5 protein-coding genes are annotated in these 3,602 nt (G+C 46.7%); 2 read left to right on the top strand and 3 right to left on the bottom strand.

Going from position 1 to position 3,602, the window contains the following annotated elements; translation table 11 throughout:
* Window positions 1-221: 221 nt before the first annotated feature.
* Window positions 222-668: a PaaI family thioesterase gene (locus ACWVCM_RS04210; protein ID WP_455200464.1), complete on the bottom strand. Its 447-nt coding sequence runs from the start codon at window positions 666-668 to the stop codon at window positions 222-224.
* Window positions 669-722: 54 nt separating this feature from the next.
* On the bottom strand, window positions 723-1,472 hold the full coding sequence (locus ACWVCM_RS04205) for a 16S rRNA (uracil(1498)-N(3))-methyltransferase (RefSeq protein ID WP_455200463.1): 750 nt from the start codon (window positions 1,470-1,472) through the stop codon (window positions 723-725).
* 117 nt (window positions 1,473-1,589) lie between these two features.
* Here ACWVCM_RS04205 and pyrC point away from each other — a divergent pair, with 117 nt between their 5' ends.
* Window positions 1,590-2,633, top strand: a complete 1,044-nt coding sequence (pyrC, locus tag ACWVCM_RS04200; RefSeq protein WP_455200462.1) for a dihydroorotase — start codon at window positions 1,590-1,592, stop codon at window positions 2,631-2,633.
* A 14-nt stretch (window positions 2,634-2,647) separates the two neighbouring features.
* Window positions 2,648-3,280: a ribonuclease T gene (rnt, locus tag ACWVCM_RS04195; protein WP_455200461.1), complete on the top strand. Its 633-nt coding sequence runs from the start codon at window positions 2,648-2,650 to the stop codon at window positions 3,278-3,280.
* Between the two features lie 106 nt (window positions 3,281-3,386).
* Here the strand turns inward: rnt and ACWVCM_RS04190 are convergent.
* Window positions 3,387-3,602 (bottom strand): glutaredoxin family protein (locus tag ACWVCM_RS04190; RefSeq protein ID WP_455200460.1); only part of this gene is annotated, 216 nt, incomplete at its 5' end.

Raw genomic sequence — 3,602 nt, 5'->3', positions numbered from 1 at the left:
GTAGCGACAACGCAATACGCTGTTGCACAGCGCTATCAACCTCGGTTACTACGCTGCCATCACGCTTGGTTTTCTGATCGAAGCTTTGCGAGTTGAAGCGCGGCAATATTTCTTCTTGCGCAACCGTCCGCACGAGATCACCTAATTCAGTTAACATGGATTGGTATCTGGTGTTCATAATGATACTGCCTCTTCCTGCACTCTATACTTTCTATACAAATTTATTTTTTTATGTGGTAATTCTTCGGTCGAATCGCAACGGTATTTTTTATTTTGCTGCAGATTTCCCCATCATCACGATACAGGGCATACTCAAAGATTGGTGTACTTCGACCCTTTTCTTGCAGTTCCTCCTTTATTACCTGGAATAGATTATTATCAAACTCAAAGCGCAATTCCAGATCACTATTCCCTTCCCGCATAAAGTTAATGGTCATTGCACGCGTCCATACCGAATAACCGGGAAAGCGTTTTGCACAGGCCAGGGCAGCAATAGGATCGGCCAGTGACGCCTGGTAGCCGCCAAACATGGAATCACCCATATTCTTTGACCGTGCGGTTAATGGTAAGCGGATTCTAACACGACCCCAGTCATCCTGTAGCTCGATGACTTTAACACCCATAAACAGGAACGGCGGATACCATTCCAGCCGCCTTCGCGCAGACAAAAAGGAAAGCCTACGTAATATTCGCAAAGCATTCACAGCGGGCCTGCCATTGCCTCAAGCATAGGAAAAATCACCCCACAAAGACTGCATCACCGCAATCGCTGCTAATGCCGCGGTTTCCGTACGCAACACTCGAGGCCCCATTGAAACACCGATAAATCCCTTACCCACTAACCATTCTCTTTCGTCGTCGGATAGCCCGCCTTCAGGACCTACTACTATTGTGATGTGCTTATTTTCAGTTATGTTGACCGAGTTCATCGTTGTGTTTGCACGATGATCCAGTACCAACATGGTTTGCTCAGCAACAGTGGATATCTGTTCTACGCAATCTTGTAATGATGTTAATTCATGAACCCTGGGTACCAGGTTACGACCACTTTGCTCGCAAGCACTATTGACCACACCTTGCCAGTGAGCATGCTTTTTCCGAGCCCGGGTTTCATCCAGATGTATTGATATATGCTGTGTGGTTACGGGATAGAGCTCGCTGACACCCAGCTCGACGGATTTCTGTAATGTGTAATCCATGCGCTCGCTGCGTGAAATGCCCTGCAGCAAACTAATATGTAATGGTGATTCAGTTAGTGGCTGATGATAGTCCTGGAGTACTATTTTTACCGATCGTTTATCAATGGCCTCTATAACACCGGTATATTCCCCGCCCTGGCCATTAAATACGATTATTTGGTCATGCTGTTTTAAGCGCAATACCCGCGCCACATGGGTAGCCGCTTGCGCATCCAGGAGAATACTCTCACCTGTTTTGAGTGGAGTTGCTTGATAGATTCTCGGGATTCTCATTGAGATATAACCTACTAACAATCACTTAACTATCTAATCATGACCTACAGGATTTTTCACCGCTGATCGCAGGTTTCGTGGCATAATACCGTGCACTGAGAGCATACACCAAAATTCATGCAGTCACTTACCATAACACAACCTGACGATTGGCATTTACACGTTCGTGATGACGTCATGTTGCGCACCGTGCTGCCGCACACAGCCCGGCAGTTTGCACGCGCCATTATTATGCCAAATTTAAAACCACCGGTGACTACAACGGAACAGGCACTCGCGTATCGAACACGTATTCTTGATGCCCTTGATGACAATAGCAGTTTCGACCCTTTAATGACGCTTTATTTGACGGATAACACTTCCGCCGATGAAATCGTTAAAGCAAAACAAAGCGGATGTATCCACGCGGTAAAATATTACCCGGCAGGCGCTACAACTAATTCGGATAGTGGCGTCACGGATATCACCAAAGTGTATGACACGCTTGCTGCAATGGCAGACCAGAATATACCGCTACTGGTACATGGCGAGGTCGTAGACCACACGATCGACATCTTCGACCGCGAAAAAGTCTTTATTGAGAAAGTGCTGGGACCAATTCACGAGAATGTTCCACAACTACGCATTGTATTCGAACACATCACGACACAAGATGCGGTGCAATACGTGTTATCCAGCAACGAAAAAATTGCTGCCACGATTACACCACATCATTTGTTATTCAACCGCAACGCAATGCTGGTAGGTGGCATCAAACCCCATTTTTATTGTTTACCAGTGCTTAAACGCAACACGCATCAACAGGCGCTAATTGATGCAGCCACCAGCGGCAACCCCAAGTTTTTTCTCGGTACTGATAGCGCGCCCCATGCGCAATCCGCCAAGGAAACAGCCTGTGGTTGCGCGGGCATTTACAGCGCTCATGCTGCCATTGAATTCTATGCGACAGCCTTTGAACAGGCAGGCAAGCTGGACAAACTGGAAGGTTTCGCCAGTTTCTTTGGTGCTGATTTTTATCAACTGCCTCGTAACCAACGACATATCACACTGACCAAAAGTGATTGGGATATACCTGGCCACTATCGGGCTGGCGAAGAACAATTGATACCATTATTAGCGGGTGAAACGCTTTCCTGGAAACTTGAACAACATGTCGATTAAGTGGTAACGGCAACATGAACAATAGTGCAGTATCAAAACTAATGTCGAACCGTTTTCGTGGTTTTTTACCCGTTGTCGTTGATGTAGAAACCGCGGGCTTTAATGCGAAAACTGACGCGCTACTGGAAATTGCCGCCGTGACGCTGGAGTTTAACGAACAGAAACAACTGACCGTTGCTGACACCTATTCATACCATGTACAGCCGTTCCCGGGTGCGAATCTCGACGAATCTTCATTGGCCTTTACCGGCATTGATCCACACCATCCGTTTCGTTTTGCCGAATCAGAATTTGACGCCTTGAAAAATATTTTTGAACCGATTCGCAAGCTGGTGAAAGAACAGGCCTGCACCCGGGCCATACTGGTCGGCCACAATCCTGCTTTTGATTTATCTTTTTTAAAAGCCGCGGTTGACCGAACCGGTATTAAGCGAAATCCTTTCCATCATTTTAGTACCTTTGACACGGTGACTTTGTCAGCCCTGGCCTACGGCCAAACTGTGCTGGCCCGCGCAATGAAAGCTGCCGACATCGAATGGGATAATGACAGTGCACACTCGGCGAAATATGATGCAGAAAAAACGGCGGAATTATTCTGCAAGATTGTAAATGCCTGGGGTGAAGCGTTTCCGCAGTCTTTTACCTGACACCCTACAATCTAAATTTACGAATATAAAAAAGGCTGCCGGGTGGCAGCCTGTCAACCAAATGTTGCTGAGGGAGGGTTGTAAAAAGTATATCCTGGTTCGTTATCTAACTCTTTGCGCTTTCTGAGGTCACCGCATCGTCAACCATTTTTTTCAATTCACCGCGCTGATACAACTCCAGAGTGATATCACAGCCGCCAACCAGTTCACCATTAATGTAGAGTTGTGGAAATGTCGGCCAATCAGCATAGCGTGGTAAATTTTCAAAGATTTCCATGTCTGCCAGCACATTCACATAAGCGAACTCCTGTCCACAGGCTTT

This window comes from Kaarinaea lacus (assembly GCF_975902315.1).
This window is presented reverse-complemented; position numbering and strand designations above follow the sequence as displayed.

Bases quoted from the DNA above. Each gene is read 5' to 3' on its own strand.
- ACWVCM_RS04205 (WP_455200463.1), bottom strand. From the start codon at position 1,472: ATGAGAATCCCGAGAATCTATCAAGCAACTCCACTCAAAACAGGTGAG.
- pyrC (WP_455200462.1), top strand. From the start codon at position 1,590: ATGCAGTCACTTACCATAACACAACCTGACGATTGGCATTTACACGTT.
- rnt (WP_455200461.1), top strand. From the start codon at position 2,648: ATGAACAATAGTGCAGTATCAAAACTAATGTCGAACCGTTTTCGTGGT.